This window comes from Pannonibacter sp. (genome assembly GCF_051860505.1).
Lineage (GTDB): Bacteria > Pseudomonadota > Alphaproteobacteria > Rhizobiales > Stappiaceae > Pannonibacter.
Genome location: NZ_JBHYDX010000011.1, coordinates 1 through 24,693 on the forward strand (window position 1 = coordinate 1; position 24,693 = coordinate 24,693).

Annotated in this window: 25 protein-coding genes; 15 read left to right on the forward strand and 10 right to left on the reverse strand. The window is 64.3% G+C overall.

The window, feature by feature from the left end; translation table 11 throughout:
- Positions 1-196 precede the first annotated feature (196 nt).
- On the forward strand, positions 197-484 hold the full coding sequence (locus tag ACTIFE_RS09360) for a GIY-YIG nuclease family protein (RefSeq protein ID WP_439528886.1): 288 nt from the start codon (positions 197-199) through the stop codon (positions 482-484).
- 284 nt (positions 485-768) lie between these two features.
- Here the strand turns inward: ACTIFE_RS09360 and ACTIFE_RS09365 are convergent, their stop codons facing one another.
- The 3 genes from ACTIFE_RS09365 to ACTIFE_RS09375 all read right to left on the reverse strand — a co-directional run bounded on the left by ACTIFE_RS09365 (position 769) and on the right by ACTIFE_RS09375 (position 2,080).
- Positions 769-1,173: a MarR family winged helix-turn-helix transcriptional regulator gene (locus ACTIFE_RS09365; protein WP_439528887.1), complete on the reverse strand. Its 405-nt coding sequence runs from the start codon at positions 1,171-1,173 to the stop codon at positions 769-771.
- Between the two features lie 147 nt (positions 1,174-1,320).
- Positions 1,321-1,704, reverse strand: coding sequence for a DMT family transporter (locus ACTIFE_RS09370; RefSeq protein WP_439528888.1), 384 nt, complete (start codon positions 1,702-1,704; stop codon positions 1,321-1,323).
- Between the two features lie 55 nt (positions 1,705-1,759).
- The gene (locus tag ACTIFE_RS09375) at positions 1,760-2,080 is read right to left on the reverse strand and encodes a DMT family transporter (RefSeq protein ID WP_439528889.1); all 321 of its coding nucleotides are present in this window, start codon (positions 2,078-2,080) and stop codon (positions 1,760-1,762) included.
- A gap of 519 nt (positions 2,081-2,599) precedes the next feature.
- On the opposite strand from ACTIFE_RS09375, the gene ACTIFE_RS09380 reads away from it, so the two are divergent.
- On the forward strand, positions 2,600-2,734 hold the full coding sequence (locus ACTIFE_RS09380) for a hypothetical protein (RefSeq protein WP_439528890.1): 135 nt from the start codon (positions 2,600-2,602) through the stop codon (positions 2,732-2,734).
- Positions 2,735-2,744: 10 nt separating this feature from the next.
- Here the strand turns inward: ACTIFE_RS09380 and ACTIFE_RS09385 are convergent, their stop codons facing one another.
- Complete coding sequence (locus ACTIFE_RS09385) at positions 2,745-3,965, reverse strand: MFS transporter (RefSeq protein ID WP_439528891.1); 1,221 nt, start codon at positions 3,963-3,965, stop codon at positions 2,745-2,747.
- Between the two features lie 368 nt (positions 3,966-4,333).
- Here ACTIFE_RS09385 and nadA point away from each other — a divergent pair, with 368 nt between their 5' ends.
- The 3 genes from nadA to nadC all read left to right on the forward strand — a co-directional run bounded on the left by nadA (position 4,334) and on the right by nadC (position 8,073).
- Positions 4,334-5,419 (forward strand): quinolinate synthase NadA, encoded by a 1,086-nt coding sequence (nadA, locus tag ACTIFE_RS09390; protein WP_439528892.1) that lies wholly within the window; start codon positions 4,334-4,336, stop codon positions 5,417-5,419.
- A gap of 132 nt (positions 5,420-5,551) precedes the next feature.
- A complete protein-coding gene (locus ACTIFE_RS09395) occupies positions 5,552-7,204 on the forward strand; it encodes an L-aspartate oxidase (RefSeq protein ID WP_439528893.1) in 1,653 nt (550 codons plus the stop codon).
- Positions 7,201-8,073, forward strand: a complete 873-nt coding sequence (gene nadC / locus ACTIFE_RS09400) for a carboxylating nicotinate-nucleotide diphosphorylase (RefSeq protein ID WP_439528894.1) — start codon at positions 7,201-7,203, stop codon at positions 8,071-8,073. The genes ACTIFE_RS09395 and nadC overlap by 4 nt, the downstream gene beginning before the upstream one ends.
- A 94-nt stretch (positions 8,074-8,167) precedes the next feature.
- On the opposite strand, the gene ACTIFE_RS09405 is transcribed toward nadC, so the two are convergent.
- The 4 genes from ACTIFE_RS09405 to ACTIFE_RS09420 form a co-directional block, all read right to left on the reverse strand.
- Positions 8,168-8,761, reverse strand: coding sequence for a HupE/UreJ family protein (locus ACTIFE_RS09405; RefSeq protein WP_439528895.1), 594 nt, complete (start codon positions 8,759-8,761; stop codon positions 8,168-8,170).
- 212 nt (positions 8,762-8,973) lie between these two features.
- Positions 8,974-10,422 carry a DEAD/DEAH box helicase gene (locus ACTIFE_RS09410; RefSeq protein ID WP_439528896.1) on the reverse strand — a complete coding sequence of 483 codons (1,449 nt, stop codon included), beginning with the start codon at positions 10,420-10,422 and terminating at the stop codon, positions 8,974-8,976.
- A 482-nt stretch (positions 10,423-10,904) separates the two neighbouring features.
- The gene (locus tag ACTIFE_RS09415) at positions 10,905-11,255 is read right to left on the reverse strand and encodes a chorismate mutase (protein WP_439528897.1); all 351 of its coding nucleotides are present in this window, start codon (positions 11,253-11,255) and stop codon (positions 10,905-10,907) included.
- Between the two features lie 98 nt (positions 11,256-11,353).
- Positions 11,354-12,478 carry a PA0069 family radical SAM protein gene (locus ACTIFE_RS09420; protein ID WP_439528898.1) on the reverse strand — a complete coding sequence of 375 codons (1,125 nt, stop codon included), beginning with the start codon at positions 12,476-12,478 and terminating at the stop codon, positions 11,354-11,356.
- A 112-nt stretch (positions 12,479-12,590) separates the two neighbouring features.
- On the opposite strand from ACTIFE_RS09420, the gene ACTIFE_RS09425 reads away from it, so the two are divergent.
- Positions 12,591-13,268 (forward strand): glycosyltransferase, encoded by a 678-nt coding sequence (locus ACTIFE_RS09425; RefSeq protein WP_439528899.1) that lies wholly within the window; start codon positions 12,591-12,593, stop codon positions 13,266-13,268.
- 13 nt (positions 13,269-13,281) lie between these two features.
- On the opposite strand, the gene ACTIFE_RS09430 is transcribed toward ACTIFE_RS09425, so the two are convergent.
- A complete protein-coding gene (locus tag ACTIFE_RS09430) occupies positions 13,282-14,298 on the reverse strand; it encodes a helix-turn-helix domain-containing protein (protein WP_439528900.1) in 1,017 nt (338 codons plus the stop codon).
- 291 nt (positions 14,299-14,589) lie between these two features.
- Between ACTIFE_RS09430 and ACTIFE_RS09435 the strand changes: the two genes are divergently transcribed.
- From ACTIFE_RS09435 to ACTIFE_RS09460, 6 genes are all read left to right on the forward strand, one after another.
- Complete coding sequence (locus tag ACTIFE_RS09435) at positions 14,590-15,090, forward strand: cupin domain-containing protein (protein ID WP_439528901.1); 501 nt, start codon at positions 14,590-14,592, stop codon at positions 15,088-15,090.
- 188 nt (positions 15,091-15,278) lie between these two features.
- Positions 15,279-16,769 (forward strand): flavin-containing monooxygenase, encoded by a 1,491-nt coding sequence (locus tag ACTIFE_RS09440; protein WP_439528902.1) that lies wholly within the window; start codon positions 15,279-15,281, stop codon positions 16,767-16,769.
- Between the two features lie 395 nt (positions 16,770-17,164).
- A complete protein-coding gene (locus tag ACTIFE_RS09445) occupies positions 17,165-17,878 on the forward strand; it encodes a substrate-binding periplasmic protein (RefSeq protein ID WP_439528903.1) in 714 nt (237 codons plus the stop codon).
- Positions 17,879-17,991: 113 nt separating this feature from the next.
- Entirely contained in the window at positions 17,992-18,546 is a 555-nt protein-coding gene (locus ACTIFE_RS09450) for a chalcone isomerase family protein (protein WP_439528904.1), read from the forward strand.
- Complete coding sequence (locus ACTIFE_RS09455; RefSeq protein ID WP_439528905.1) at positions 18,543-19,862, forward strand: MFS transporter; 1,320 nt, start codon at positions 18,543-18,545, stop codon at positions 19,860-19,862. The genes ACTIFE_RS09450 and ACTIFE_RS09455 overlap by 4 nt, the downstream gene beginning before the upstream one ends.
- A gap of 189 nt (positions 19,863-20,051) precedes the next feature.
- Positions 20,052-21,047, forward strand: a complete 996-nt coding sequence (locus ACTIFE_RS09460; protein WP_439528906.1) for a DUF1402 family protein — start codon at positions 20,052-20,054, stop codon at positions 21,045-21,047.
- Positions 21,048-21,059: 12 nt separating this feature from the next.
- Here ACTIFE_RS09460 and ACTIFE_RS09465 read toward each other — a convergent pair whose 3' ends face one another.
- Positions 21,060-21,728 (reverse strand): MBL fold metallo-hydrolase, encoded by a 669-nt coding sequence (locus tag ACTIFE_RS09465; protein WP_439528907.1) that lies wholly within the window; start codon positions 21,726-21,728, stop codon positions 21,060-21,062.
- Between the two features lie 632 nt (positions 21,729-22,360).
- Here ACTIFE_RS09465 and ACTIFE_RS09470 point away from each other — a divergent pair.
- From ACTIFE_RS09470 to ACTIFE_RS09480, 3 genes are all read left to right on the forward strand, one after another.
- Entirely contained in the window at positions 22,361-23,233 is an 873-nt protein-coding gene (locus ACTIFE_RS09470; RefSeq protein WP_439528908.1) for a cold-shock protein, read from the forward strand.
- A gap of 107 nt (positions 23,234-23,340) precedes the next feature.
- Positions 23,341-23,829, forward strand: a complete 489-nt coding sequence (locus ACTIFE_RS09475) for a GNAT family N-acetyltransferase (protein WP_439528909.1) — start codon at positions 23,341-23,343, stop codon at positions 23,827-23,829.
- Positions 23,826-24,674, forward strand: coding sequence for a 23S rRNA (adenine(2030)-N(6))-methyltransferase RlmJ (locus tag ACTIFE_RS09480; RefSeq protein WP_439528910.1), 849 nt, complete (start codon positions 23,826-23,828; stop codon positions 24,672-24,674). Before ACTIFE_RS09475 ends, ACTIFE_RS09480 begins: the two co-directional genes overlap by 4 nt.
- The last annotated feature ends 19 nt before the right edge of the window (positions 24,675-24,693 follow it).

Consider the following 24,693-nt stretch of genomic DNA (forward strand, 5'->3'; position numbering starts at 1 on the left):
TGAACACAAGTAGAATCAATGTCATGCACCTTGTCCAGAAACTTAAACCGGACAGCAGTGCCTTGTGCGGGGATCCATATCAGCCGCTCACCCACGCAAAGAGCCCATGGCATCCGCCTGATCCGCTGAACTGCGGCCTCCCCAATGAGGTCATCCCCGCCTTGTGCGGGGATCACCATCGGCCTATCCTCCTTGAATGGGCTTCTATGTCTACCTGCTGGCAAACCGGCGGCAGGGAACGTTTTATGTCGGTGTCACCAACAGCCTTGCCCGCCGGGTCTACGAACACAGGGAGAGAATCGGCAGCGATTTCACCCGCCGGTATGGCGTCGATCAGTTGGTTTACTACGAAGTCTACGACGCCCCTGACGAGGCGATCCGCCGTGAGAAGCGACTGAAGCGCTGGCCTCGCGCCTGGAAGATCAAGACAATAGAGGCCTTTAACCCGGATTGGCGGGACTTGTACGAGGACCTGAACAGGTAGGCCACGGAGCGATGCAGGTGCCCTGTGGATCCCCGCACAAGGCGGGGATGACCTCCTCAGAGTGAGGAGCCGCAGGGCCTCATGACCAGACACCGCAGCCGAAGCCCGCCACTCAGCGGTCATCCCCGCCTTGTGCGGGGATCCATATCGACCGCTCACCCATGCAAAGAGCCCATGGCATCCGTCTGATCCGCTGAACTGCGGCCTCCCAACATGGTCATCCCCGCCTTGTGCGGGGATCTACACTGCCACTCACCCACGCGACACCCAGCTGGTTCCGCGCCTCAGGGCACCGGCTGTAGCAGGCCGGTGAAAGCGCCGGGGCGCTCTGCCAATTGGGCTTCAAGCATTGTCTGATAGGTGACTTCGGACTGGGCCAGAAGGGTTCGGCCGGCATCGGTCAGCACGGTGTATACTCCGCGCTTGTCATCCGCGCAGACGTCGCGGACAGTCAGCTTGGTACGCTCGAGCCTTTCGACCATGCGCGAGACCGAGCTCTGGTTGAGCTTGAGATGGCTTGCGAGGTCCTGCATGCGCAGCTCGCTGTTCTTTGCCACGGCCAGGGCCTGGAGTGCGCGGAATTCCGACAGGCCAAGGCCATGCCGCGCTTGCAGCGCCTTGGCCAGCTCGGCCTCGACCGCAGCCACGTCCTGAACCAGTTGAAACCAGGCTTGATTGAGATGCGACATCAGACGGCCTCGGAACCCGGATGGCAGATATGCTGAGCTTGTATGCTCATGCAACTGGTTGGGCAACCTCCTGCCTTAGGGTAGGCCCGCGCGCGGCAATGGCCGGCTCTGCTGCGGGCAAGTCCGCTGCTGAGCCGGCCAGATGCGTCAACCGGGCTGCGCTGTTGCGTCCGGCTGCGGCCGGTCCGCCAGTTTCAGCCAGATGACGCCAGCGATGATGACCGCAAGCCAGAACAGCTGAACGCCGCTCACGGCCTGCTGCAACAGCAGCGCGCCAAACACGACCGCTCCGACGGCACCGATCCCTGCCCAAACCGCATAGCCGACGCTCACCGGAATGATGCGCAGCGCAGCGCTGAGGAAATACAGCGTCAGCAGGAAGAAAACGGCGGCGGCGGCGGACCACAGCGGCACGGTGAAGGCCTTGCTGGCGCCCACGGACAGCGCGTAGCCGATCTCGAACAGGCCGGCGAGCAGCAGTTGCGCCCAGGCGCCCGTGCGCCGGTTGGCGGGGAATTGAACTAATGTCATGACGGAAAATCCTCAGGAGGAGAAACGGGAACAGGAAACAGACTGACCGGGACGCTCACGCCACGCCGCTCAGTCGCAGGCCGACAACGCCGCCGATGATCAGCGTGATGCCGGCGATCTTCTGCAGTGTCAGGCGCTGGCCGAGGAACACCGTGCCGATCAGCGCGATGCCGACACCGGCGATCGAGGTCCACAGCGCGTAGCCGACACCGACATCGAAGGTCAGCAGGGCCAGGCTCAGGAACACTGTTGCCACTGCGCCACTGGCAAGCGTGGCGGCCGTCCAGCCGAGCCGGGTGAAGCCGCGCGACTGTCCTGCCGAAAAGGCGACCGCGATCTCGAAGATCACCGCCGCGCCGAGATAAAGCCAATGCATGTCATGTCTCCTTGGTGTGACCCCGGCCAATGGTTCCGCCCTCCCCGTGGCCTGGTCGGCCTGGACGGCAGGGAGGTAAACGCCACCGCCTTGCGGGATGGTCCGAAGTGAGCGGTTATGCAAATTATTTGCATGCGCATGCATATTTAAAACTAAAGCTCGAGTCAACTTATTTGTTTGCGCATGCATCTTTCATATTCTGGCATCCCCGTTGAGTTCCGCAGGCGTAGGGAAGTTGATGGTTTCTGGGTGGAGACCTTCCCGCATTCGTCATGCCATGGCTTGACCATGGCATCCATGCCGTGATGGTGCCCCAGGCAAGGCCGTAGCTGTGGAGGCGAAACGGCGTGGATCACCGGATCAAGTCCGGTGATGACGGCAGTGGGTGGGGAAAGGCCTCGCGTTCTCCTTCGCCCAGGACGGCGCTTCAACCGCTGCCGTTGGCAGGGGCGGCGTCATCCACGTGACGGTCATTTCCGACATTGCTGTCTATCAGGCAGTGCAGCACCAACCTTCATCATGCCATGGCTCGACCATGGCATCCACGCCGTGACGGTGCCCAAGGCAAAGCCGCATCTGGAGAAGCGAAACGGCATGGATCACCGGATCAAGTCCGGTGATGACGGCAGTGGGTGGGGCAAGGCACACGGATGAGCCCCGCCCCCTACTCGGCTGCCTGCAGCCGTGCGACCGGCTGTTCCTTGATCGGCCAGTGAATGACGGCGGCGAAGAGGCCGAGGGCGATGCCCATCCACCAGATCGCGTCATAGGAGCCGGTCTGGTCATAGAGCCGGCCGCCGAGCCAGACGCCGAGGAACGAACCGATCTGGTGCGAGAAAAAGACAAAGCCGAACAGGGTCGCCATATAGCGCGGCCCGAACATCACCGCGACGAGACCGGAGGTCGGCGGTACCGTGGACAGCCACAGGAACCCCATCACAGCGGCAAAGATCATCGCAGACAGCGGCGAGGCTGGCACCATCAGGAACACCGCGATGGCAATCGCCCGGCCGAGATAGATCAGCGACAGGAAGTGCGGCTTGGACCAGCGCCCGCCGATGTAGCCCGAGGCGAGCGAGCCGGCAATGTTGCACAGGCCGATCAGGCCGATGGCATAGGCGCCCCAGCGCGCATCCAGCCCGAGATCGGCCAGATAGGGCGGCAGATGCACGGTGATGAAGGCAACATGGAAGCCGCAGACGAAGAAGCCCAGCGTCAGCAGGATGTAGCCGCGTGTGTTGAAGGCCTCCGCGATGGCGGCGCCCAGCTTCTGGTCTGCCGTGGTGCCGGCGTAAGCGCTTGCATCCGCTTTTCCCCGCAGCGGGATCGCCAGCAGCGGCACCAGGGCCATCAACCCGGCAAAGACCAGCAGCGTCGAGTGCCAGCCCACCGTCTCGATGAGACCGATGCCGAGCGGGGCAAACAGGAACTGGCCGAGCGAACCGGAGGCGGTGCCGACGCCGAACGCGAGCGAGCGTTGCGCCGGGGACACAGACCGGGCAAAGGCGGCCAGGATCAGCGAGAAGCTGGAAAAGGCAATGCCAAGCCCGATGAGTACCCCGCCGGTGACATGCAGCATCACCGGGGCCTCGGCTTCCGCCATCAGCACCAACCCGAGCGCATAGAGCACCGCGCCGGTGACCAGCGTCTTCCAGGTGCCGAACCGGTCGGCCATCATGCCGGCAATCGGCTGGCCTGCGCCCCAGAGAAGGTTCTGGATCGCAATCGCCAGCGCGAAGATCTCGCGGCTCCAGTCCCGCGCCTCGGTCATCGGCTGGAAAAACAGCCCCATCGCCGAGCGCGGCCCGAAGGACAACAGCGCGATGGCGCAACCGCAAACGATGATCAGCGGGATATTCGGCCGGGTGGCGGTCGCGGTCGTCATTCTGTCAGCCTCTCCAGAGATGCCATGGCGCATGGACGCCGAACTATGGCTGCAGCGGACAGTCCTTCAAAATGAAAGTTTGTGAAGCTCCGATGAGCAACGTTGATGGGCAGGCCACCTGCGCCAAGGATTTATTTGCCAGCGCAGCACCAAAACCTTGTCATTCATTTCAACCCATTGAAAAGACGTATTCTTTCAAAATATGACAGTCTGACACGGGAAACAGTGGATTTACCCGTAGAAATACCCTATATAAACTCACGTTGAGCAAAAGCAGATGAAGGGACCGCCAAGTCCCGTTTTCTTTTGCCTCCTTTATGCTCAAAATGAGTATAAAAGCTTGCCGGTCCAGCAGGGAGTTAGGTCCGATGGCTACCACGTTGATTTCGACCCGTTCCGCCTGCCAGGTGAAGCCTGCCGCTGACCTTGCCATCGACCGTCATGGTTCGGTCGCCCGTCCCGAGCTTGCCTATACCGAAGAGGTCGCCCGCGCGACGGCGCCGATCTATGAGAAGGTCAAGCACATCATCCCGGCCATCGAATGGCCGGCGCTGGCCCCGACGATCCACGCGATCAATGTGCTCAAGAAGCAGCGCAACGCGGTTATTCTTGCCCACAACTACATGACGCCCGACATCTTCCACGGTGTTGCCGACGTTGTGGGTGACAGCCTGCAGCTCGCCATCGAGGCCACGCGCACGGACGCCGACGTGATCGTGCAGTGCGGTGTGCATTTCATGGCCGAGACGTCGAAGATCCTGAATCCGGCCAAGACCGTGCTGATCCCAGACATGCGCGCCGGCTGCTCGCTGGCCGAATCTGTGACGGCAGCGGATGTGCGCGCCCTGCGCGAGCGCAACCCGGGCATTCCGATCATCACCTATGTCAACACATCGGCCGCCGTGAAGGCCGAATGCGACATCTGCTGCACCTCATCCAACGCGGTTCAGGTCGTGGAAAGCCTCGGCGTACCGAAGGTGTTCCTGATCCCGGACAAGTATCTTGCCGCCAATGTCGGCCGCCAGACCGATGTCGAGGTCCTGACCTGGGACGGTGCCTGCGAGGTGCATGAGCGCTTCACGGCGCAGGAGCTGCGCGACTACCGCAAGATCGACCCGGGCGTGAAGATCATCGCCCATCCGGAATGCCCGCCGGAAGTGGTGGACGAAGCCGACTTCGCCGGTTCGACAAAGCACATGATCGACTGGGTCAAGGCCAACAAGCCGGCCAAGGTGATGATGATCACCGAGTGCTCCATGGCGGACAACGTGGCAAGCGAAACGCCGGAGGTGGATTTCATCCGCCCATGCAACCTGTGCCCGCACATGAAGCGCATCACCCTGGCCAAGATCCTCGACGCCCTCGTCGAGATGAAGGAAGAGGTGACGGTCGATCCGGCAGTCGCCGCCCGCGCCCGTCTGGCCGTCGAGCGCATGATCAATCTGAAGATGTGATAGTCCCGACGGGCGAGGCCGCAAGCCTCGCCCGGTCTGCTTTCCACTCCCGGCTGACCTGGCGCGCGCATTGCCCCGCCCAGCCTGAGCGGCTAGGCTTTGCCTCCGCAGTCCAGAAATGAAAGCCCTCCCATGGCAATACGCAGCGACCAGTTTGTCCCGGCCCAGTCGGCCCGTGGCGTAGATGATGTTGTGATTCTCGGCGGCGGCCTCGCCGGCCTGTTCTGCGCGCTGAAGCTGGCGCCGCGGCCCGTCACCATCATCTCCAACGCCCCGATCGGTGAAGGCGCGTCCTCCGCCTGGGCTCAGGGCGGCATCGCCGCTGCCGTCTCCGACGGCGACACCACAGACGCTCATATGGCTGACACCATCGCCGTGGGCGGCGGCATCTGTCAGGACAAGATCGTCGCCATGATGACGGCGGAAGCCCCGCGCCGGGTGCGCGATCTCCTCAGCTATGGCGTGCCCTTTGACAAGGATCTGGAGGGTCACCTCGCCGTCTCCCGCGAGGCGGCCCATTCCGCCAGCCGCGTCGTGCGCGTGCGCGGCGACATGGCCGGCAAGGCCATCATGGACGCGCTGGTCGCGGCCGTCCGCCAGACCCCGTCCATTCGCGTTATCGAGGGGTTTCTGGGTGAGAGCCTGATCACCGAGGGCAAGTTCGTCACCGGCGTCATGGCGCGCCGGCGCGGCGGTCTGGAGCGCCTCGCCTTCCAGGCGGCTGCCGTGGTGCTTGCCTCCGGCGGCATCGGCCATCTCTATGCGGTCACCACCAACCCGGGTGAGGCCAACGGCCACGGCATCGGCATGGCCGCCCGCGCCGGTGCGGTGATTGCCGACGCGGAATTCGTGCAGTTCCATCCGACCGCACTGGATGTGGGCCGTGATCCGGCACCGCTCGCCACCGAAGCCCTGCGCGGCGAAGGCGCGACCTTGATCAACTCCGCCGGCGTCCGCTTCATGGAAGCGGTGCATCCGCTGATGGAACTCGCCCCGCGTGACATCGTCGCCCGGGCCATTTTCCGCGAGCGTGCCGCCGGACGCGGGGCCTATCTGGATTGCCGCACGGCCATCGGCACCAAGTTTGCCGAGCATTTCCCGACCGTCCATGCGGCCTGCATCGCTGCCGGGATCGATCCGGCCACCGCTCCGATCCCGATCGCCCCGGCCGAGCACTACCACATGGGCGGTGTACTGACCGACGCCAACGGCCGCACGTCGCTGGACGGACTGTGGGCTGCCGGTGAAGTCGCCTGCACCGGCGCCCATGGCGCGAACCGGCTGGCCTCGAATTCCTTGCTGGAAGCCGTCGTCTTCGCCGCACGCATCGCCGAGGACATCCAGGGCCTGATGCCGACCCCGCGCACCGCCTATTGGGAAGCACTGGATGACGAACCGGGCCTGCCCAGCCAGCGCAACCAGGAGGAACGCGCCGCGATCTCCATCCTGCGCCAGACCATGAGCGATCTGGTTGGTGTCGAACGCGATGCCGCCGGCCTCACCAAGGCCCTCGCCCGCATCGCCGCTGCCGAGGCGCGGGTCCAGCGCACGTCGATCCGCAACATGATGATCGCCGGCAAGATCGTCGCCGCCGCCGCCCTCGCCCGCAAGGAAAGCCGCGGCGCGCATTATCGCACCGATGCGAAGGAGGCCGATCCGGCCCAGGCCCAGCGCAGCTATCTCACCCTCGATCAGGTCAATGCCGCCGCCGAGAAGGCCACGGCAACGCATCCGAATGCATTGCAGGGCGTCACCAGCGCGGCCACAGCCGGAGAAACCGAATGACCGCGCCCCTGCCCGAGCTGCCACAGCTGATGATCGATGACGCGGTTCACGCGGCCCTGCTGGAAGACTGGGGCCGCGCCGGCGACATCACGAGCCAGGCAACCATCGGTGCCGGCGTCACCGCCCGCGCCGTGATCGCCGCGCGCAAGCCCGGCGCACTGGCCGGGATCCGGCTTGCCGAAACCGCCTTCCGTCTCACCTCGCCCGATCTGAATGTGGAAGTGCTGAAGACTGACGGCGCGCGCCTCTCTCCGAAAGATATTGTCGCGCGGATCGAGGGACCGGCGCGGGCGCTGCTGTCCGCCGAACGTGTTGCACTCAACTTTCTTGGCCACCTCTCCGGCATCGCCAGCGCCACGGCGCGCTTTGCCGAGGCCATTGCCCACACAAAGGCGCGGATCGTCTGCACCCGCAAGACGACACCGGGCTTGCGCGCCTTTGAGAAATATGCCGTGCGCTGCGGCGGCGGCATGAACCACCGGTTCGGCCTCGATGATGCAATCCTGATCAAGGACAACCACATCGCCGTTGCAGGCGGGGTCACGGCCGCCATCATGGCAGCCAAGGCTTTCGCCGGGCATCTGGTGAAGATCGAAGTGGAGGTCGACACGCTCGACCAGCTGCGCGAGGCCATTCCCGCCGCGCCTGATGTGATCATGCTCGACAACATGAGCCCGGACCGCCTCGCGGAGGCCGTTGCCATCGTCCGGGCAGCTGTCGGTGATCAGATCAGGCTGGAAGCTTCCGGCGGCATCGAACTGGATACCGTCCGCGCGGTCGCAGAAACGGGCGTCGACCTGATCTCCTCAGGTTGGATCACCCATTCCGCCCCGGTGCTCGACCTCGGCCTCGACATCGAGATCGGCTGACACCGCCAAGCACGGCGACATGTCCCTGTGCTGACAAGAGCAGGCCGTTCCCACTGGCAGCTGGCAACCACCAGCCGCCCGCAGGAATGCACTCTTATCCGGCGAGGATGCCGATGCCGGCCACAGCGACAACCGCGCCGAGGGTTCGGGATACGAGGGCGCCGGTGCGGCTTTCGGTTCCCAGCACGGCGCCTATGGCCCAGCCAAGCGCGAGGCCGCTGGCGTGCAGCAGCGCGGTGGCGAGCACGAAGCCCAGCGCGTAGCCCAGTTCGCCGGCCGATCCGATCTCACCGCCATGGGCATGACCATGGAAGAAGGCGAAGACGGCAACAAGGGCAGCACTCGGCACAACCGGCAGACGCACGGCCATGGCCACGATCAAACCCAGCGCGACGACTGACGCGGCAATCACCGGCTCGACAAAGGGCAGCGGGATGCCAATGACGGCGGCGGCAAAGCCCAGCACCATGGTGCCTACAAAAGCAGCAGGAATGATCCAGATTGCGCGGCCGCCACTGCTGAAAGCCCAGAGGCCAACCGCGACCATCACCAGCACATGATCGAGCCCGAAGACCGGATGGGTAAAGCCGGCGGCAAACGAGCCATGTGCCAGCGGATCAAGATGGGCGTGGGCTGGAAGGCTTAGGGCAAGCAGGGCAAAGGCGGACATCGCAAGGCGCGGAAACATTTTTCAATCCCTCATCTGACGGAAGCAGCGGCAAAGCGCGCGTCTCAGGATTGTTTCCGCTTCGGCCTCTGACGCCAAGCCCAAAGCATTCGCAGGTTTCGACCCTGAGCGCATAAAATGCAGGCGACAGGCCGATCGGTCAGGCCACCAGGGCCATCAGGACAGCAAAACGCCGGGGATGCTTGCGCGTCCCCGGCGGAAAGAAAGATCAATCAGCCGTTGCGGCGACCGGATCCATCGCGATGCGAGCGCGACTGGACTTCGGCGGCCATCTGTGCCGGACCACCCGACTGCGGCTTGCGGCCGGGCTGGCCGGCGCGGGCCGGACGCTTGTCGCCATGGGCGGACTGACCGCCACGGGCATGCGGCTGCGGGCGACCCTGGCCACCTTCGCTGCGACCGCCGTCAAAGCGGCCTTCACCGCTGCGGCCACCGGGCTTGCCCTGGCCATTGCGGCCCTGGCTCTGGCCCTGACGCGGGCCGGCGCTCTGGCGACCACGCGCCGGGCGCGGTGCGGCATAGCGGCCTTCCGGCGGTGTTTCACCGCTGGCGACCGGGATCTTCTGGCCGGTCAGTTTCTCGATATCGCGCAGCAGCGAGATTTCATCCGGGGCACAGAAGGCAATGGCATCACCATCGGCGCCTGCACGTGCCGTGCGGCCGATGCGGTGCACGTAGCTTTCCGGCACATCCGGCAGGTCGAGATTGTAAACATGGCTGACGCCCGGAATGTCGATGCCACGCGCGGCGACATCGGTCGCGACCAGGATGCGGGTCTGGCCGGACTTCAGTTCCTTGATGGCGCGGTCGCGCTGGTTCTGGCTCTTGTTGCCATGGATGGCATTGGCCTTGAGACCGGCAGCTTCGATCCGGCGCACGACCTTGTCGGCGCCATGCTTGGTGCGCGAAAACACCAGCGACAGATCCTGCGGACGCTCGCTGAGGCAGGCGATCAGCCTGTCGATCTTATCGCCCTGCGAGACGAAGTGAACGCACTGGGTGACCTTGTCGGCCGTACGGCCGGCAGGGGCAACTTCAACGCGGATCGGATCGTTGAGGTAAGAGCGCGAAAGTTCCTCGATCTGCTTCGGCATGGTCGCCGAGAACAGCAGGGTCTGGCGCTTTTTCGGGATCAATGTCGCGATGCGGCGCAGCGCGTGGATGAAGCCGAGGTCAAGCATCTGGTCGGCTTCGTCGAGCACAAGATACTCAACCCCGTCCAGGCGCAGCGCGTTGCGTTCGATCAGATCGATCAAGCGGCCAGGGGTCGCAACGAGAATGTCACAGCCACGCGCCATGCGCTTGATCTGCGGACCCATCGAGACGCCACCCATGATGGTGGTGACCTGCAGCGAGGAGCCCTTGACGAAGGTGATGAGGTTCTGCGCGATCTGGTTCACCAGTTCGCGGGTCGGCGCCAGGATCAGCGCGCGAGTGCCGCGCGGAGCGGCCGGAATGGGACGCGCCAGCAGCCGCTCGATCAGCGGCAGGCCAAAGGCTGCGGTCTTTCCGGTGCCGGTCTGGGCGAGACCCATCAGGTCATTGCCGGCCAGCACGTGCGGGATGGCCGCCTGCTGGATCGGGGTCGGGGTGGTGTAGCCGGCAGCGGCAACGGACTTCAGAAGAGCGGACGAAAGCCCGAGGGTAGCAAATTCAGTCAAGAAATGTCCTTCACATGCGCCGCAGCAACAGGGCCGCGCACGACGGGAGCCGGCGGCGAGACAATCTCGCACCAGCCCGAATGCGGTAGCGGTTCAAGGTCTAGGGGCGAACCTCATTGTCCGCCGGTCCTCGGAACCGTCAGAACCCCGCGTGACATGGGAACTTTTGAAGAAGCGCCGGGACAGGACGTCCGTCGGCGAGCGATGGTCTTCGTTGCGTTCCGTCTCCGTCGCCGGCGCGGGGATCGCCGGTCCCTCATGGTGAGGGGCAAGGGCGACCAGGCCAGTTTCAGCCCTGACGCGGCGATAAAGCCGCGATGCCCTGGCTGAACCGGGGCGGGCGCATGGAGATCGGATCGGGTCGCTCACGCGGCGACCAGACCACATCCAGCCCCGTGTATCCCCCTTGTGCGCTGCAATGTCAAGCGCCGCCGGAAGGCGCTGTCCGGGCGATCAGGTGGCGTCAGAAGCCGGCAACGTATTTATTTCAAGGAAACAGCGGTCAATGACAACCCGGTCCTTGCGGCAATCGTGCGCTGTTCATAGGCGACATTCCAGTCGATCAACACCTGCCAGACCGCCTCGACCTGCTCCGCCTCAAGCCCGAGGGACTCGGCCAGCGCCCGCAGATCGGCCAACATCGTGTCGATTCGGTGCTGGTCATAGGCTTCATCGGGATGCTGCTTGATCTCGGCCATGCGCCGCACATAGGTCTGCCGTTCGACAAACAGGACCAGCAGCGCCCGGTCGAGCCGGTCGATCTCGTGCCGGATATGCGCCTTTTCCGTGCAATCCGCTGCCCCGCGCAGCCGCTTGTCCGCTTCGTCCGTCACACCTTCGCCTCGCCGTTCATTCCGGTCCCGGCTGCGGTAACGGCCTGGCGAGTACCGGTCAAGCGCCGCATCGTCGCAACAGGGAGCCTCCCGCAGCTTCAGAACAGCGAGAGCTGCACCCCGCCGGTCTGGGGCGCACTGAACAGTTCGGTCGTCAGCTTGCGCCGGCGCTGGTTGAGGCCGAAGCGGCGGGCCGCAAGCGAAAAGCGCTGGCCGATCTGCTGCGCATAAGGCCCCTGCCCCTTCATCCGCTGGCCCCATTCGGCGTCATAGTCCTTGCCGCCGCGCATGGACCGCAGGATGTTCATGACATGACGGTAGCGGTCCGGCCGGTTGCGCAGCAGCCAGTCGCGGAACAGTTCCGACACCTCCAGCGGCAACCGCAACAGCACATAGCCGGCCTCGCTCGCCCCATGCTCGGCCGCCGTTCCGAGGATCGCCTCGATCTCGCTGTCGGTCAGCGCCGGAATGATCGGCGCCATCATCACCGAGACGGGAATTCCGGCCTCGGACAGGCCCTTGATAGCGGCAAGGCGGCGGTGCGGCGCGCTGGCGCGCGGTTCCAGTGTCCGGGCAATCTCCTTGTCGAGCGAGGTGATCGACAGCGCCACCTTGGCCAGCCCCTTCTCGGCCATCCGGGCCAGGATATCGACATCGCGCAGCACCAGGGCCGACTTGGTGACAATGCCGACCGGGTGATTGGTCTTCTCTAGCACCTCGAGGATCTCGCGCATCAACCGGTAACGCCGCTCGATCGGCTGGTAGGGGTCCGTGTTGGTTCCGATGGCAATCGTGCGCGGCTGGTAGCCCGGCCGACCCAGTTCCCGCTCCAGCAGCTCGGCCGCATTCGGTTTCGCAAACAGCTTAGTCTCGAAATCAAGACCCGGCGACAGCCCGACATAGGCATGCGTCGGCCGCGCAAAGCAGTAGACGCAGCCATGCTCGCAGCCGCGGTAGGGATTGATCGAGCGGTCGAAGGAAATGTCCGGCGAGGAATTGCGCGTGATGATGGTCCGCGCCTTTTCTTCCTGCACTGTTGTCTGCACCGGCGGCAGGTCGTCGAGCGTTTCCCACCCGTCGTCAAACACCTCACGCTGGTCCTTCTCGAAGCGACCGGAGCGGTTGAGACCAGCCCCACGGCCGCGCCGCAGGTCCTCGGCAATACGGGCTCCCGCCAACGCCGTCTCACTGTGCACCTGATCTATCAGCGTGATGGCAGCCATGTGTCCGTCCACTCGACTCAAAAAGAGAACATTTCAGGAACATGACCCGAGAACACGGCCTCCGCAAGGGCCTCCCTCGCCTTGCCCCGGGAAAGACGCTAGAACGGGGCTCATGATCAGCGTTGTCATCTCTACCCTCGACAGCGAGGAAGCCCTCGCCCACTGCCTGACGGCCCTCGTTCCGGCGGCAGCGGAAGGCATTGTCCGCGAAGTTCTGGTGGTGGATGGCGGCTCGCGCGATGCCACGCGAATCGTCGCTGACGCTGCCGGCTGTGACCTTGAGGAAGTCCCGGGCAGCGACGGCGCCCGTTTTGCCGCCGGGTCGCGGATGGCACGGAAATCACCCTGGCTGCTGTTCCTCCCGGCCGGCTCGATGCTGGAACCGGGCTGGCATGCAGAGGCGGCCAATTTCATCGAGCGCACCGAGCGCAGCGGCCAGGCGGAGCGCTGCGCCGCCGTCTTTCGCCTGAAACAGGACGCCTTCGGCTTTGGCGCCAGAGCCGGCGAGGCCCTTGGCAACCTGACGACTCAAGTTTTCGGGATGCCGGCCAGTGAGCAGGGACTGCTGATCTCGCGCCGGTTCTATGTGAGCCTCGGCGGCCACCACGACCTTGCCGCCCTGTCCGATCTCGACATTGCCCGCCGCATCGGACGCGGACGCCTCGTGCTGCTGCGCAGTGCAGCGGTTGTCCCACAAGCTCCGTCCCGTTCGACCCGGCAGAAACTCGCTCGCTTTGCCGTAACGGCCCTGCGGCTGCCACCGCGCCTCGTGCGGGCCCTGCACGGCTAGGCCGGCCGCCGCCTCAGGTCCGCCCCTTGCGCAAGGTTTCCGCCGGCGTTTCCCCGAACAGCTCCCGATAGGCCCCTGCCGCCCGTCCGGCATGCAGCAGCCCGCAAGCCTGCATCAGGGCTGTCACATTGGCCTGGCCCCGGGCCGCAATCAGATGCTGGCGCAACAGGCTCAGCCGGCGTTCCTGCACCGCCTGCGAGATCGTCTGGCCCCGGTCGGCCTGGAAGGCAAGCTGCAGTGCCCTGAGGCTGTAGCCGCACGCCCTGGCCAGATCGGCGTAGTCGATCGCCGTCCCAAGATGCGCATCGATATAGTCCAGTGCCCGGTTGACTTTGCGCTGCGCACCATTGAAGTCCTGGGGACCTGCAAGAAGCAGATCGCGCGCACTGCCCGCATGGGTCCACAGCAGCGCCTGCGCCACCGACCAGGCAAGACTGTTGACCGCCATGCCCTGGTCCAGGATGCCCGCCGCCGCACTGTCCGCAAGCCGCGCCAGGGCAAGGATCTGCGCCCCGAGGGTCCGACCAGGCTCGCTGTCGAGCCGCAGCTGGGGGTCAAACACGATTTCCCCGGCCTCGCGCCCCATGAGCGCCGACAGAAGATCTTCCACCGCCTTGCGTTCGAGTTTGAGGATCATCTGGCCGCAGTTGGCCTGCCAGCGCATCAGGCTGGGCCGGGTCGGCGACAGGACGGATGCAGCCCGTCCCGGCGCGGTGACGATCCTCTGGCTGCCGATGCGGATCTGGGTTCCCCCGCTGAGCGGCACCTGAACCAGGAAAAACCGCTCCAGGCAGCCCGGATCGATCTCCACTTCGCCGCCATAGGCGACATAGTTGATCGAGCCGCCGTCAAACAGCCGGCTGTTGTGGCAGGCAAAGAAATCCCGGCCATGGTCATGCGGTGACAGGCGGTGCGAACAGAAGATCCGCCCGACCTCCTCCGCGGCCTGGTCCACGTCCCGCGTCGCCACCCGGGCATGGCCCGACAATGGCATCGGCAGAACCTGCGTCTGCATGGTTTGCATCTGCATGGCTTGCACCAGCTGGTTCCCCCGGCCCGTCCCCTCGGCTTTTTTGCTCATTGTCGGACCAGTTATCCGCAACGCTACCATCGGCAAGCCGGCGAAGCAAAGCCGCAAGCTGCCGATTTTCGCTCAGCGCATGCAGGCTTTCGCGCAGCGGATAGACCGGGGATCGGAGAAGAGGTCTCGTAGGGTCAGGACGAAGACAGGCGCATGGTCACTGCCCCCGAGGCAAAGGCCGCCAAGCGCCGCCCGTCCGATGGGAACAGCATGCCCGAACGGGCCTGAAGGAGAACCAGCATGAAAACCGCCATTGCCAACATGGTGCAGGTCAACACTGACCCGGGCATCACCCCGGCCGGCATCGGCCAGCACGACGTCGAATGGAGCATTCTTGGCCACACTTACTGGATGAAGACAGAAGGCGAGACCTGCTTCTCTTTCGAGACCCTCGATCCTCCCGGCACTTTCGTTCCCCCGCATATCCATCCGACCCAGGACGAGTTCATTTATGTGCTGGAGGGCCGCTTTGACCTTTACCTGGCCGGCGAACATCACGTGGCGCACAAGGGTGACCTGGTCCGCATGCCGATGGGCATTCCGCATGGCTACTACAACCTGACCGACACGCCGAACCGTGCCCTGTTCTGGGTCTCGCCGGCCCGCCGCCTGCGCGAACTCTTCGACAATCTGCACAATCTTGGTGATCCGATGGAAGTCGTGCGTCAGTCAGCGCTGCGCGAGGTGAATTTCCTGCGCCCGGAGGAGATGACCTTCGACCCGCTGACGCTGAAGATCTGAAGCAGCGACACCGCAGCGCGCAAGACGAGAATCGGCAGCGCGGGCAAACCCGCCTGCCGGACAGGTTCGGCGCGGGCAGATATCCGGCCGGTCAACCCTCTGGGCGCCCCATCCGCCTCCCTGTCTGACCGGCAGCCTCCCCTGCTCGCGCCGTCCGTCCTCCTTGCGCGGCAATGGAGAGAACGATCATGACACATCACAAGACAGTCTGCGTCATCGGCGCGGGGGTGAGCGGGCTTGCCGCCGCCCATGCCTTCAAGGACCAGGGCCACACAGTCACCGTGCTGGAGCGCAGCCATGAGCTGGGCGGCGTCTGGGCACCGCACCGGTCCTATCCCGGCATCCGCACCCAGAGCCCGAAGGACCTCTACCGCTATACGGATGCCGCCATGCCGGCCTCCTACCCGGAATGGCCCTCGGGGGCTCAGGTGCACGGCTATCTCAACGACTATGCCCGACAAAAAGGCCTGGTGCCGCTGATCCACTTCAACACCGCCGTCACCGGGCTCTCCCGGCGCGAGGGCGGCGGCTGGTGGGTCGAAAGCCGGCAGCAGGAAACTGCCAGCCGAACAGGCTATGACTTTGTCGTCGTCGCCAGCGGCGTCTTCAGCGACCGCAACGCGTTGGCCCATCCCGGCATGGATGCCTTCCGCGAGGCTGGCGGCCAGATCCTGCATTCGAGTGAATACACGGACCCAGCACAGGTGAAGGGCCGCAAAGTGGTGGTCCTGGGTTTTTCCAAATCCGCCACCGATGTCGCCGTCAACGCGGTCCAGCAGGGCGCTGCATCCGTGACCATCGTCTATCTCGAGCCGGTCTGGCGGGTGCCCTATCACTTCGGCGGCCTGATCAATTTCAAGCGCATTCTGTATTGCCGCGCCTCGGAGGCGATGTTCCCCGGCTGGGACATGTCCTGGGGCGAGAAGCTGCGACATGCGCTCACCAAACCCCTCGTCTGGGCCAACTGGCGGGCGCTGGAAAGCCTGCTGACGATGCAGTTCGGGCTGAAAAAACTTGGCATGCGGCCAAGCCAGCCGATCGAGAGCGGCATCTCCTGCGGTCTGTCCCTCGCCACTGAAGGCTTCTATCCGATGCTGAAGGACGGCCGGATCAAGGCGATCCAGGGCACGATTTCAGGCTATGAGCCAGGCAAGGTCCTCCTGTCGACCGGTGACAGACTGGACGCGGATGTCGCCATCCTTGCAGTTGGCTGGAAGATGGGCGTGCCCTTCCTGCCGGAGGACGTGCGGCAAACGCTCATGGAGCCGGATGGCCAGTACCGGCTTTACCGGCTGGCGGTGAACCCGGATGTCCCGGATCTTGGCTTTGTCGGCTTCAACTCGTCCTTTGCCACCGTCCTGACCAGCGATGTCTCTGCCCGCTGGCTGGTCCGCTACGCCGACGGCCAGCTCGCAAATCAGCCGGACAAGGCAGCGATGCAAGGCTGGATCGACCGTCACCTGGCTTGGCGCCGCACCGTGCGTCCAGCCGCCAAGGTTTATGGCGGGCTCTGCTCCGCCCCTTACCACTTCCGTTATCTCGACGACCTCATCGCCGATATGGGTGCCACGCGCCGCAAGCGCGGCAACCCACTGGCAGAGACATTCCTGCCCCCCGACGCCGACGCCTACCGCAGCTATCTGGCCAGCGTGCCGCCCTATCAGCTCGCCAGACCCTGAGAAGATGCATTCTGTGCCGGCTGGCGCGGAGTGACCTCAAGCCCCCCGATCAGCCGGCCAAATCAACCGGCCAAATCAACCGGCTTGATCGGGGCCGGGTGCCTTTGTGGCTTTCCAGGGCCGAAAGCAACTGCAGCGGGGCCTGCATGAACGACAGATCGACATCAAATAAACAACATGTCTTCAGCAACGTATCACTTAGCCAGACAACAAAGCGGCACGCGCGACCCGGTCTTCCCAAATCTCAAGGAGATTTGATCCTGCTTATTTGCAGCTCCTTAACAGGAAAGCCGTAGTCTTGCTGCACCGCGGAACGGTTGCATCCAGTTTAGTCCGAAAAGTCATTGCAGCACCGCGGCCGATCGAGACACCGATCTGACCTAGGGGACGAATATATGCCGACGACTTTCTTCAAGACTGGCCTGGCTGCCGCGCTTCTCATGACCGTCGCTTCGCCTGTTCTGGCCGATGCGTTTAAACTGACCACGCTGGAATGGCCGCCCTATGTGATGTCCGATGCCAGCGGTGCCAGCACCGATGCTGTCAAGGCAGCGTTTGCCAAGGCCGGACATACCGCAGAGGTTGCCGTTTTCCCGTGGAACCGCGCCGTCAAGATGGCAGCGGAAGATCCGGCCTGGATTGGCGTGTATCCCGAATACTATGCAGCGGATTCCGATGCGGAAAAGGGCGGCTCGCGCTGCCTGTTCTCCAAGTCCTTCGGCATCAGCCCGGTTGGCTTCGTCCAGTTGGCGGACAAGCCGATCACCTGGAAAACCCTCGACGATCTGAAGGCTCACAAGATCGGCGTGGTCCGCGGCTACAACAACGAAGAACAGTTCGACGCCATGGTCGCCAAGGGCGAGATCAAGGTGGATGAAGCCGAAAGCGACAGCCAGAACATCCTCAAGGCCGCCGGTGGCCGCACGGCCGCAGCCGTGGTCGACAAGCTGGTCTTCGAGCATCTTGCCAAGACCGACCCGCAGGTTGCCGCCGTCGCCGGCAAGCTGAGCTTCAACGAAGTTCTTCTGAAGGAACATGGCCTGCACGTCTGCTTCAAGAATTCTGACGCCGGCCGCGCGGCCCGCGACGCCTTCGACAGCGGCCTCTGATCGCCCCGGGGAGTGGCAGCGCCGCTGTCGCTCCCCGGCAGGTGCGATCCAGCACCAGGATACCTTCGTAGATCTCCTGACACGGCGTCCCGTCTGAGCCTTCAGGAGATCCCATGACACTCGTAGTCCACCTCTTGCCGCGCAGCATGGCCATAGCCCTTCTCGCCTGCGCGACCCTCATCCTGACGCCCCTGGTCGCCACTGCCGATCTCGGGCCCGCCAGCCGGCTCGTGCCCTCTGCAGAACTTGTCGGCAAGGGACGGCTCACCTTCTTTGGCTTTCGCATCTTTGATGCCGAGCTCTATGCACCGGAGGGGATCTACGCCACCGGCAAGCCCTTTGCGCTCAAGCTGACCTACCTGCGCCGGTTTACCGGAGAGGCAATTGCGGACCGGTCCGTCGACGAGATCCGCCGCCAGGGCTTCGGCAATGAGGCCAAGCTGGCGGCCTGGTCCGAGGCGATGCGCGGCATCTTCCCTAACGTTACCCCCGGTCAATCCATCACGGGTGTTCGCGACGCTTCGGGCCGCACAGTCTTCTACAGCGGCAACCGTCGTCTCGGCACGATTGCGGATCCTGAGTTCACGCGCCGGTTCTTTGCCATCTGGCTTGGCACCAACACCCAGGACCCGGACCTGCGCGCGCGCCTGACAGGCATCACCCGGTGACCCCGGATCGCTCCCCTGCACCGACAATCCCGGCCCTGGCCATGGCGCAATATGGCGCCATGGCTCTGCCCCTCGCCTTCGCCGGCCTGCCGGTCTATCTGCATGCCCCGGATTTCTACGCCACCGATCTCGGCGTCAGCCTCACCGGCCTCGGCATCGTGCTGTTGGTGCTGCGTCTGATCGATGCCCTACAGGATCCGCTGATCGGCAGCTATTCCGACCGCTGGTCGGACTACCGCTCCGCAATCCTCACCTTCGGTGCCATCTTGCTGGGCGGCGGCTTCTGGATGGTGTTTTCCCCTGTGGGATCGTTGCCGCTCTGGTGGTTCGCCGCCGCGGTGCTTCTGTGCACAACGGGCTTTTCCATCGTTTCGATCAACCTTCAGGCGCTCGGCGGGCTGTGGCATGCCCAGGATGCCGACCGCACCCGCATCGCCGGCTGGCGCGAGGGGCTCGGATTGCTCGGCCTGCTGCTCGCAGCCATGGCGCCGACGCTGCTGGCCGGTGGCGACGATCGCGCCACAGCCTTTGGCCGGCTCGCCCTTCTTTACCTCCCGGTCCTGGCCATCGGTCTCTGGCTGCTGCTCGGCTGGTTGCGCCGGGCGCAACTGGACCGTCCTGCGGCTGGCGAGCCTGCGGTCGCCTGGCGTGCCGTTTTGGCAGATCCTTGGCGGCACCAGTTCTTCGGTCTCTATCTCCTCAACACCATCGCCGGCAGCATCCCGGCAGTGCTGGTGATGTTCTTCATCCGCGACCGGATCGGCGCGGAAGACATGACCGGCTTGTTCCTGCTCGCCTACTTCCTGTCCGGCGCCGTCTCTATGGCGATCTGGCCAAGAATTTCCATCCGGATCGGCAAGCTACGGGCCTGGGCGGCCTCGATGGCGCTCGCCATAGTCACCTTCATCTGGGCCGCCCTTCTGGGACCTGGCGATATTGCCGCCTATGCAGCCGTCTGCGTCCTCTCCGGCCTGGCGCTCGGCGCCGACCTCGCCTTGCCAGCCGCTATCCTCGCCGATCACATCGCCCGCCGCCGGATGCAGGACGCCGCCTCTCGCCTCTACTCTGTGATGACTTTCGTCTCAAAGGCGGCCCTTGCCCTGGCAACGGGACTTGTCCTGCCCGCGCTTGGCCTGCTCGGCTACACGCCCGGCAGTTCGCTGACTGAAGGGACTGCCGAACTCCTCAGCCTCGCCTATGCGGTCCTGCCATGCCTCCTGAAGGCAGTCACCCTCGCCTGGCTGCTCAGCGTACTTGCCCGGATCGAGAGCGAACATGCCCCGACCGGGAGCCGCCCCGCAGCGGAAAATATCTGAAGGGAAGTTTTTTGGCGTCTTGCATGTGAAGACCGGGCAGTGGTGTTGTCACGCCATCCGGCGCGTGATTCGTTTTGGCGGGATTTGTCGCCCGATGACCGGGATTTGTCCGTAAAAATCCGTGTTTTCGTCTTGCGCTGGTAGTGATGGCCCGTGTAATTGCTCGCGGTGGGGGCCTGGAGTCAGGCGATGAAATTGACAGGACGAAAGCGCCCGGCACGGCGCCTCTCTCTGGCCATTCTAGGTCTTGCGGCAACGCTTGGCCTCGGATTGGCTTGGCTTGACCCCAGCCCTGTGAGCGCCCAAGGCGTTCGTGTGGTTCCGGAGGGCAACCGCAACGCCGAGCAGCCGCCGATCCCCTTTGCCTCGGCCCGGCGAACTGCCGCGCTCAAGTCAACCTATGATGCCAAGTTCGAGCGCGTCCTCACGGTCCTGCGCCGCGATACCACGCTGATTTCCGACATCAAGCGGGTTTCCGCACGCTATGATATTGATCCTGTTCACATGATCGGGGCCATTGTCGGCGAGCACACCTATAACTACGATTCCCTCGACAGCGCCCAGAGCTACTACGTCAAGGCCCTCGCCTATGCCGGAGTGACCCTGCGGTTCCAGCATGCTGGCGTCGATGTGGGTGATTTTGTCATGCGGCCGGAGTTTGCCCGCTGCAACACCGAAGACCGGCAGGACAACAGCAACGCCCTGTGGACCTGTTACGAAGCCGTGTGGGAGAGCGCGTTTCGCGGGCGATCCGTCGACGGCGTCCGCTACCCGCGCAAGAACCTGAACGAAACCTTCTTCCAGCCGCTCTTCGCCGGCCAAAGTTTCGGTCTCGGCCAGCTTAACCCATTGACTGTCCTCAAGATGACAGACCGCGTCGCCCGGGTCAGCCGGTTTTCAAAGCTCACGGCAAGCGATCCTAACGAGATCTACCAGGCCACAATGGATCCGAACATCTCGCTGCACTATATGGCCGCGATCATTCAGGACGCCATCGAAGCCTACAAGAAGGCTGGCGGTGTGGACATTTCCGACAATCCGGGCATCACCGCAACGCTCTACAATCTCGGCAACCCTTGGGGCCGCGCTGCGGAATTCCGCCGTTCAGGCAATGCCTGGCCGCAGGAAAACTACTATGGCTGGCTGGTCAATGACCGGCTCAAGGACCTGAAAAGCCTGCTGTAATTCCGCCCCCGCTCAGCGCAGGAACGGATTGGTCAAACGCTCCTGCCCGATTGTCGATGCAGGCCCATGCCCCGGCAGGAACGTCACGTCATCGCCAAGCGGCAGGAGTTTGTCGCGGATCGAGGCAATGAGGGTCGCATGGTCACCTCCGGGAAGATCCGTCCGCCCAACGGATCCGGCAAACAGCACGTCGCCTGAGATGGCAAAGCGCAGGTCCGCATCAAAAAACACAACATGTCCTGGTGCATGCCCCGGGCAGTGCAGCACCGCGAAGTCCCGATCGGCAATCTGGACTGTTTCTCCCTCGACAAGCCAACGATCCGGCGTGACGCTCTTCAGACCAGCAACACCGAACTTGACGGCCTGTTCCTCGACACGCGCCAGCAACGGGCGGTCCGCCTCATGCGGCCCCTCAACCGGAACATTGAGCGCCAGGGCGAGATCGGCGGCGCCGCCCACGTGATCCAGATGCCCATGGGTCAGCAGGATCCGCTCAACCTTGACCTTGTAGGCCGCCACCGTCTCCAGAATGATCTCGACATCGCCGCCCGGATCGACCACGACGCCATGACCGGTCGCCGGGTTCCAGATCAGCGAGCAGTTCTGCTGAAAGCTGGTAACCGGGATGATCGCGACCTGGATCGGCGGAAGGCCGCTTTCGGCATCGGCAGGACTGGACATGGCATTGCTCCGGCGAAGGGTTGATCCGGCCTGACTACCTGCCGGGCCCCGGCCAATCAAGCTTTGGCTTGCTGGAGAGGACAAGCACGGAAGTTCACATCGGGGCCCCTTGGTCACTTTGTGGTGCGCCGCAGGAGTGCGGACGCCTTGCGCTGCCACAGTTCCGGCCAGCCTGAGCAACATATCCAGAAAAATCGCAGCGAATTTGCTACCTATGGTAGATATCAGCGCGAAACACCTACATTCCACTGGACAGTTGCGCTGCACACAGAATGGTTTTCCGGCAGCATCGCACGCCCGCCGGCCGCCGGTCGGCCCTCCTTTCGCATGTGCTGCATCGCTGTCCGGCAACAAGTCCGCATTTCCGTTGCGACAGCCCATCGAAAACTGGCCGACGTCTCAAGATTTGAAGGCGAAAGTGTGAGAAGGATTCGCTTGCCCGAAGGCCTTGAGCGAAGGTAAGATATCAGTTGCAGAGGTCTGGGTCGGGTTGCAGCTATGATGTTCCACCCCAACACCATGCCGATTGCAGGTGCTGTCCTGTGGCCGGCACAAAACCCGCGTCAGTGATGCGGATATCGAGGAATGGGTCGGTGCCGTCAAAGGCGGCACGAAATGAAGGTGATTCAGCAATGCACGATGGCGATTCGGACCGGCGAGCGCGCGGACGGCGCGGCGGCAAGCGCGAGTTCGGCGGTCCGCAGGACTTCGGCAGCGATTTCGGCGGCGGCGGCAGCAGTGATTTCGGCGGCGGCGGTGGTTACAATAGCGGTGGCGGCGGCGGCTACAACAGCGGCGGCGGTTACAACAATGGCGGCGGTTACGGCGGTGGCCGTGAAGGCGGCGGCGGCTACGGCGGTGGCGGCGGCACCTACGGTGCAGGTCGCGATGGCGGCGGCGGCGGTTATGGCGGCGGCAGCCGTGATGGCGGCGGCGGCGGTTACGGCGGTGGCCGCAGCGGTGGCGGCGGTTACGGCGGCGGCGGCGGCAGCCGTGACGGCGGCGGCGGCGGCGGTGGCTACGGCGGTGGCCGCAGCGGCGGCGGCGGTGGATACGGCGGCGGTGGCGGCGGCTACGGCGGCGGTGGACGCAGCGGCGGCGGTGGCGGCTACGGCGGTGGTGGCGGCGGCGGTGGTCGCTTCGGCGGTGGCGGCGGCGGTGGTGAAGGCGATGGCGACGGCTTCCGTCCGCGTCGTCCGCGTCCCGAGTTCGACGCTCCGGTGGAACGCGGTCCGCGTCAGCCGGGCACAGTGAAGTTCTTCAAGGCCGACAAGGGCTTTGGCTTCATTACCCCGGACAATGGCGAAGCCGATGTGTTCGTTCACATCTCCGCCGTTGAGCGTTCGGGCTTCCAGGCACTCGACAGCGGCCAGCGCGTCTCCTTCGAGACCGAGCCGGATCGTCGTGGCAAGGGACCGAAGGCGGTCGACCTGCAACTGCTCGAAGGTGAAGCTGGCGGTGACGCCGGTCATGCCGACAACGACGGCGACGGTTACGACGACTGATCGTCAGCCTGACGAGAACAATATTCGGCGGCCCCTTCCGGGGCCGTCGTCTTTTTTAGCCCGGCGCAGCTTTCCGTGCCTGTTCCAGCCCCGGTGATATCCCTGCAATGATCCGTCCCGTGCAATCTGAAGACCTTCCGTTCCTACTCGCCATCAACAATGCCTGCATTCCTGGCGTCGGCGAACTGGACATGCCACGGCTTCGGCATCTGCTCGATCAAGCCGCCCATGTACTGGTGGCCGAGATCAAATCCGCCCCCGCCGGCTTTCTCCTGTGCCTGCATGAAGGGGCCGTGTATGGCAGTGCAAACTATCGCTGGCTGAGCGATCGCTTTTCCCGCATGGCCTATGTGGACCGGATTGCGGTGGCCGATGGTCATCGCGGGCTTGGTCTCGGAGATCGTCTGTACCAGGCGCTTTTGGATGCTGAGGCCGGGTCCGCCCGACCGATCACCTGTGAGGTCAACGAACGGCCGGCCAATCCGGGCTCGCTTCGGTTTCACACCCGGCTGGGATTCCGGCCCGTCGGCCATCTCGACCATGGCGACAAGGCCGTGGTGTTTCTGGCACGTCCGGCAGAGGAAGCCACTGCATGAACTACCGCCACGCCTATCACGCCGGCAACATCGGCGACGTCCTGAAACACGCCGTGCTCGCCTGCTGCCTGGTCTACATGCAGCGCAAGGCCGCGCCCTTCCGGGTACTCGACACCCATGCCGGCATCGGCAGCTATCCGTTGTCGCTTGAAGAGATGCAGAAAACCGGTGAGTGGGAACGCGGCATCGGCCGGGTGCTGGCAGAACCCTGTCCCGAGCCGGTCGCCAAGGTGCTTGCCCCCTGGCTCGACGCGGTCAAGGCCGCCAATCCGTCCGGCACCCTGGACGTCTATCCCGGATCGCCCGCCCTCACCCGCGCCCTGCTGCGCCCGCAGGATCGGATGACCCTGACCGAATTGCATCCGGCAGACTATGAAACGCTGTCACAACGCTTTGCCGGAGATCATCAGGTCAAGGTCATTCACCTCGACGGCTGGCTTGCCCTTGGCAGCTTCGTTCCGCCCAAAGAAAAGCGTGGCCTGGTCCTGATCGACCCCGCCTTCGAGGTCACCGACGAATTCGAGCGTATTGCCGATGGCCTCATCAAGGCCTGGAAGCGCTGGCCGGGCGGGATGTATCTTCTGTGGTATCCGATGAAGGACTGGCGTGCGGTGAAGCAGTTGCATGCCACGCTGGAAGAGGCGGGGCTGCGCGATATCCTGGCCCTGGAACTCAGCATCGGCCGCAGCGATCCGGACAGCCCGATGCGGGGCTCCGGCATGACACTGGTCAATGCGCCCTTCACCCTTGCCGAAGACATGCGCATCGCCCTGCCCTGGTTGCGGGACATTCTCGCAGAAGGCCCCGGCGCGGCGGCGCATGTGCACCAGGTGGTGCCGGAATAGGTCTCGCAGAGGCGGCCCT

What these genes read in the sequence shown, in the direction of transcription:
- ACTIFE_RS09360 (WP_439528886.1), top strand. Translation starts at nt 197, where the DNA reads ATGGGCTTCTATGTCTACCTGCTGGCAAACCGGCGGCAGGGAACGTTT.
- ACTIFE_RS09365 (WP_439528887.1), bottom strand. Translation starts at nt 1,173, where the DNA reads ATGTCGCATCTCAATCAAGCCTGGTTTCAACTGGTTCAGGACGTGGCT.
- ACTIFE_RS09370 (WP_439528888.1), bottom strand. Translation starts at nt 1,704, where the DNA reads ATGACATTAGTTCAATTCCCCGCCAACCGGCGCACGGGCGCCTGGGCG.
- ACTIFE_RS09375 (WP_439528889.1), bottom strand. Translation starts at nt 2,080, where the DNA reads ATGCATTGGCTTTATCTCGGCGCGGCGGTGATCTTCGAGATCGCGGTC.
- ACTIFE_RS09380 (WP_439528890.1), top strand. Translation starts at nt 2,600, where the DNA reads ATGCCATGGCTCGACCATGGCATCCACGCCGTGACGGTGCCCAAGGCA.
- ACTIFE_RS09385 (WP_439528891.1), bottom strand. Translation starts at nt 3,965, where the DNA reads ATGACGACCGCGACCGCCACCCGGCCGAATATCCCGCTGATCATCGTT.
- nadA (WP_439528892.1), top strand. Translation starts at nt 4,334, where the DNA reads ATGGCTACCACGTTGATTTCGACCCGTTCCGCCTGCCAGGTGAAGCCT.
- ACTIFE_RS09395 (WP_439528893.1), top strand. Translation starts at nt 5,552, where the DNA reads ATGGCAATACGCAGCGACCAGTTTGTCCCGGCCCAGTCGGCCCGTGGC.
- nadC (WP_439528894.1), top strand. Translation starts at nt 7,201, where the DNA reads ATGACCGCGCCCCTGCCCGAGCTGCCACAGCTGATGATCGATGACGCG.
- ACTIFE_RS09405 (WP_439528895.1), bottom strand. Translation starts at nt 8,761, where the DNA reads ATGTTTCCGCGCCTTGCGATGTCCGCCTTTGCCCTGCTTGCCCTAAGC.
- ACTIFE_RS09420 (WP_439528898.1), bottom strand. Translation starts at nt 12,478, where the DNA reads ATGGCTGCCATCACGCTGATAGATCAGGTGCACAGTGAGACGGCGTTG.
- ACTIFE_RS09425 (WP_439528899.1), top strand. Translation starts at nt 12,591, where the DNA reads ATGATCAGCGTTGTCATCTCTACCCTCGACAGCGAGGAAGCCCTCGCC.
- ACTIFE_RS09430 (WP_439528900.1), bottom strand. Translation starts at nt 14,298, where the DNA reads ATGCAGATGCAAACCATGCAGACGCAGGTTCTGCCGATGCCATTGTCG.
- ACTIFE_RS09435 (WP_439528901.1), top strand. Translation starts at nt 14,590, where the DNA reads ATGAAAACCGCCATTGCCAACATGGTGCAGGTCAACACTGACCCGGGC.
- ACTIFE_RS09440 (WP_439528902.1), top strand. Translation starts at nt 15,279, where the DNA reads ATGACACATCACAAGACAGTCTGCGTCATCGGCGCGGGGGTGAGCGGG.
- ACTIFE_RS09445 (WP_439528903.1), top strand. Translation starts at nt 17,165, where the DNA reads ATGCCGACGACTTTCTTCAAGACTGGCCTGGCTGCCGCGCTTCTCATG.
- ACTIFE_RS09450 (WP_439528904.1), top strand. Translation starts at nt 17,992, where the DNA reads ATGACACTCGTAGTCCACCTCTTGCCGCGCAGCATGGCCATAGCCCTT.
- ACTIFE_RS09460 (WP_439528906.1), top strand. Translation starts at nt 20,052, where the DNA reads ATGAAATTGACAGGACGAAAGCGCCCGGCACGGCGCCTCTCTCTGGCC.
- ACTIFE_RS09465 (WP_439528907.1), bottom strand. Translation starts at nt 21,728, where the DNA reads ATGTCCAGTCCTGCCGATGCCGAAAGCGGCCTTCCGCCGATCCAGGTC.
- ACTIFE_RS09470 (WP_439528908.1), top strand. Translation starts at nt 22,361, where the DNA reads ATGCACGATGGCGATTCGGACCGGCGAGCGCGCGGACGGCGCGGCGGC.
- ACTIFE_RS09475 (WP_439528909.1), top strand. Translation starts at nt 23,341, where the DNA reads ATGATCCGTCCCGTGCAATCTGAAGACCTTCCGTTCCTACTCGCCATC.
- ACTIFE_RS09480 (WP_439528910.1), top strand. Translation starts at nt 23,826, where the DNA reads ATGAACTACCGCCACGCCTATCACGCCGGCAACATCGGCGACGTCCTG.